This is a genomic window from Kribbella sp. (assembly GCF_035655035.1).
Taxonomy (GTDB): domain Bacteria; phylum Actinomycetota; class Actinomycetes; order Propionibacteriales; family Kribbellaceae; genus Kribbella.
This window is the reverse complement of the sequence record NZ_DASRVN010000031.1, coordinates 1-3,399: the sequence shown is the minus strand read 5'-3', so window position 1 is coordinate 3,399 and position 3,399 is coordinate 1. Positions and strand designations below refer to the sequence as shown.

The 3,399-nt window shown below is 69.4% G+C and carries 5 protein-coding genes; 3 read left to right on the top strand and 2 right to left on the bottom strand.

Annotation, left to right across the window (positions count from 1 at the left end; genetic code table 11):
• Positions 1 to 156: 156 nt before the first annotated feature.
• Positions 157 to 1,104 (bottom strand): complex I subunit 1 family protein, encoded by a 948-nt coding sequence (locus VFF46_RS02065; protein ID WP_325035255.1) that lies wholly within the window; start codon positions 1,102 to 1,104, stop codon positions 157 to 159.
• A gap of 62 nt (positions 1,105 to 1,166) precedes the next feature.
• On the opposite strand from VFF46_RS02065, the gene VFF46_RS02060 reads away from it, so the two are divergent.
• From VFF46_RS02060 to VFF46_RS02050, 3 genes are read left to right on the top strand one after another with little or no spacing between them, the layout of a single operon-like run.
• Entirely contained in the window at positions 1,167 to 1,988 is an 822-nt protein-coding gene (locus VFF46_RS02060; protein ID WP_325035254.1) for an SDR family oxidoreductase, read from the top strand.
• Positions 1,989 to 2,027: 39 nt separating this feature from the next.
• Entirely contained in the window at positions 2,028 to 2,249 is a 222-nt protein-coding gene (locus VFF46_RS02055) for a ribbon-helix-helix protein, CopG family (protein WP_325035253.1), read from the top strand.
• The gene (locus tag VFF46_RS02050) at positions 2,246 to 2,671 is read left to right on the top strand and encodes a PIN domain nuclease (RefSeq protein WP_325035252.1); all 426 of its coding nucleotides are present in this window, start codon (positions 2,246 to 2,248) and stop codon (positions 2,669 to 2,671) included. The genes VFF46_RS02055 and VFF46_RS02050 overlap by 4 nt, the downstream gene beginning before the upstream one ends.
• 13 nt (positions 2,672 to 2,684) lie before the next feature.
• Here the strand turns inward: VFF46_RS02050 and VFF46_RS02045 are convergent.
• A partial coding sequence (locus tag VFF46_RS02045) for a GNAT family N-acetyltransferase (protein WP_325035251.1) occupies positions 2,685 to 3,399 on the bottom strand: 715 nt, incomplete at its 5' end.

Genomic DNA, 3,399 nt, shown 5'->3' with positions numbered 1-3,399 from the left:
GGGCTTCGAGGTCGCGCATGATCGGGTCGAGGATCTCGGGTGCGGGCGGCGGGCCGTCGGGCTGGTAGATGCTGAGCACGTACTGGTTCATGTCTCCTCCTTCTCGTCACCTACACGAACGGCCTCACCCTGGATCGACAGGAATTTCCGACCCGTTCAGAACAGGATGACGCCGACACCCGTCAGGGCCAGCTGGAACAGGGCTACCGGGACCAGGCCCTGCCACGCGAGCTTCTGCAGCTGGTCCGCGCGCATCCGCGGGAACGAGACCCGCACCCAGATCACCACGACGGACACGAGCGCGACCTTCAGCAGCGTCCAGATCCACCCGATCGACTCGGGCCCCGGACCGCTCCAGCCGCCGAGGAACAGCACGGTGGTGAGCGCCGCCAGTACGACGATGCCGGCGTACTCGGCGAGCAGGAACATCGCGAACCGGAGCCCGGTGTACTCCGTGTACGGCCCGAAGATCACCTCGGAGTCCGCGACCGGCATGTCGAACGGCGGCCGCTGCAACTCGGCGAGACCGGCGATGAAGAACACGATCATGCCGGGCAGTTGCCACAGCAACCACCACGGGTTCCACGCGTGCGCGATGCCGGACAGACTCAGCGATCCCGCCGCGACCGCGACGCTCGCGGCGGACAGCACGAACGGCAGCTCGTAGCTCATCAGCTGCGCCGCAACCCGGAGCCCGCCGAGCAGGCTGTACTTGTTCCCGCTCCCCCAGCCCGCCATCAGCGAACCCAGTACGCCGATGCTCATCACCGCGAGCACGAAGAACAGCCCGGAGTCGAGGTCCGCGCCGACGATGCCCGGCGCCAGCGGGATCGCGGCGAGCGCGGCGAGGTACGGCAGGATCGCGACCACCGGCGCCCACTCGAACACCCGCTTGTCCGCGGCGGCCGGGACCACGCTCTCCTTCTGGACGAACTTCACGCCGTCCGCGACCAGCTGCGCCCAGCCGTGGAACCCACCGGCATACATCGGGCCGAGCCGTGACTGCATGTGCGCCATCACCTTGTGCTCGGCCTGCCCGACCAGCAAAGGCGCCACCAGGAAGGCGACCAGCACGCCCACCACCCGCACCACGAACTCCAGCATGAACGCCAGCCTAGTGCGTCGAACTTGACCTCAACTAGCGTTGAGGTCCGAGGGTGGGGGTCATGAGAACAATCCTGGTCACCGGAGCCACCGGCCGTGTCGGGCGGCACGTCGTCGACGGACTGCTCGCCGCGGGCGTCTCCGTCCGGGCGCTCGTCCGTACGCCGGAACGCGCCGCGCTCCCGTCCGGCGTCGAGCTGATCCAGGGCGACATCACCGACCCGGCCGCCGTACGACGGGCCGCGGACGGGGCGGACGCGGCGTTCCTGCTCTGGCCGTCGTTCAGCGCCGACGGGGCCGCCGCGGTGATCCCGGAACTCCCGCGGCGCGTCGTCTACCTGTCCTCGCTGAACGCGTCGCCCGGCAACGTGTGGGGCGACGTCGAGCAACTGCTCCGCGACAAGGACCGGACCTACGTCCGTCCGAGCGGTTTCGCCGTCAACGCGCAGGGCTGGGCCGACGAGTTCCGTACCGGCGACGTGGTCCGGGTCGCGTCCCCCGAGGCGGGCCGCTCGATGATCCACGAGCGCGACATCGCCGCGGTCGCCGTACTCACCCTGCTCGGCGATCACCACATCGGCCGCACGTACGAGATCACCGGGCCCGAGGTCGTCACGCAGACCGAGCAGATCGCGACCATCGCCCGTACGATCGGCAAACCGATGCGCGTCGAGGCCCTGACCGACGCCGAGGCCCGCCAGGCGATGCTCGACCTGGGCGCCGACCCGATCCTCGCCGAAAGCTCGGTGAAGTACTGGGCGTCCCTCGTCGACCACCCCGAACCCGTCACCACCACAGTCCCCGACCTGACCGGCCACCCCGCCCGCACCTTCACCCAATGGGCCGAAGACCACGCCACCGACTTCCGCCCCGACTCCGCCTGACGTCGGATATCGTTGGATATCAGAGGAAGGGAGACAGCCGTGAGCGACGTACTCATTCGTGACGTGCCGGACGACGTGCTTGCCGTGATCGACCAGCGAGCAGCCGGCCAGGGTCTGTCCAGGAGCGAATACCTGCGCCGGCAGCTCAGCCAAGAGGCCGCGCGCTCAGGGGCTACCGTGACTTTTGCAGATCTCCGGCGGTTCTCGGAGCTGGCTCGCGACTTGGAGGACCCTGATGTCATGCGCCAGGCCTGGTCATGACGCCAACCCTCGACTCACGGCGCTGGCTGATCGACAAGTCGGCGCTGGTTCGCCTCAGTACCGCGCCCGACTGGGAAGATTGGTCGAACCGCATCAACCGCGGACTTGTGCACGTCACCACCATGACCTTGCTCGAGGTCGGATACTCGGCCCGATCCGCGGACGAGCACCGCGAACTCCTCCAGCAGCCCCCTGTCGCACCGATGCCGGTGGAGAACCTAACCCCCGCGGCCGAGCGTCGCGCCGTCGTCGTGCAGTCGCAGCTCGCCTCGGCGGGCCAGCATCGGGCGCCTTCGCTGGCGGACCTGCTGATTGCGGCAACCGCTGAACAGACCGGACTGGTCCTTCTGCATCTGGACAAGGACTTCGAGTTCATCGCCAACCTGACCGGCCAGCCGACGGAGCGACTCGCTCAGGCCTGACCGAGCAGCTCGGTCACAGCGGGAGTTGGAGCCAGCCGCCGATGTCGTGGCGGCCGGAGGCGAGGGCGGCGGTGCGGGCGCCGTGGTTGGCGGCGTGGATGGTGCCGATCAGGATGCGGGTGGGGTCGGGGAGGGACTGGGCGAGCAGCGCGCTCAGGTGCCGGCCGTAGCCCTGGCCGCGATATTCGGGGGCGAGGACCAGTTCGCGGACCACGTACGCGGGCAGGCCGAGGGCGTCGTCGGGCTTGATGATCGCGGCGGCGTACCCGGCCCAGTCGTCGTTCACCAGGACGTCGTACAGGAGGCCGTCGTCGGCGGACTCCTGCAGGTCGTCGAGGTCCTGGAGGGTCGCCTCCCGCACGTGGTGCGGGTGTTCGGCGTCGACGGCGGCGTACGCGCGGCGGGCGTCGTCGTAGTGGTCGACGCTCTTCGCCAGGCGGAGCGTGAGGCCGGGCGGTACGTCGTACGGCTGCAGCTCGCCGATCGGGGCGGCGAGGAACCGGCGGTCGGGGGCGGTGCCGTCGAGGCCGGCGTCGGCGGTCCAGAGTCGTACGTACAGCGGGTTGTGGATGCCGTAGTACTCGCGCGCGGCGTCGGCGATCGCGGGGAGGTCCAACGGTTGCGGGGAGCGCGTCATCGGGGTGGCGTCGACGAACGGCCTGGCCAGGTCCAGGTTCTCGAAGCGCATGCTGAACATCACCCGCAGGTCGTTGCCGACGGCAACCCAA

Bases quoted from the DNA above. Each gene is read 5' to 3' on its own strand.
- VFF46_RS02065 (WP_325035255.1), bottom strand. From the start codon at position 1,104: ATGCTGGAGTTCGTGGTGCGGGTGGTGGGCGTGCTGGTCGCCTTCCTG.
- VFF46_RS02060 (WP_325035254.1), top strand. From the start codon at position 1,167: ATGAGAACAATCCTGGTCACCGGAGCCACCGGCCGTGTCGGGCGGCAC.
- VFF46_RS02050 (WP_325035252.1), top strand. From the start codon at position 2,246: ATGACGCCAACCCTCGACTCACGGCGCTGGCTGATCGACAAGTCGGCG.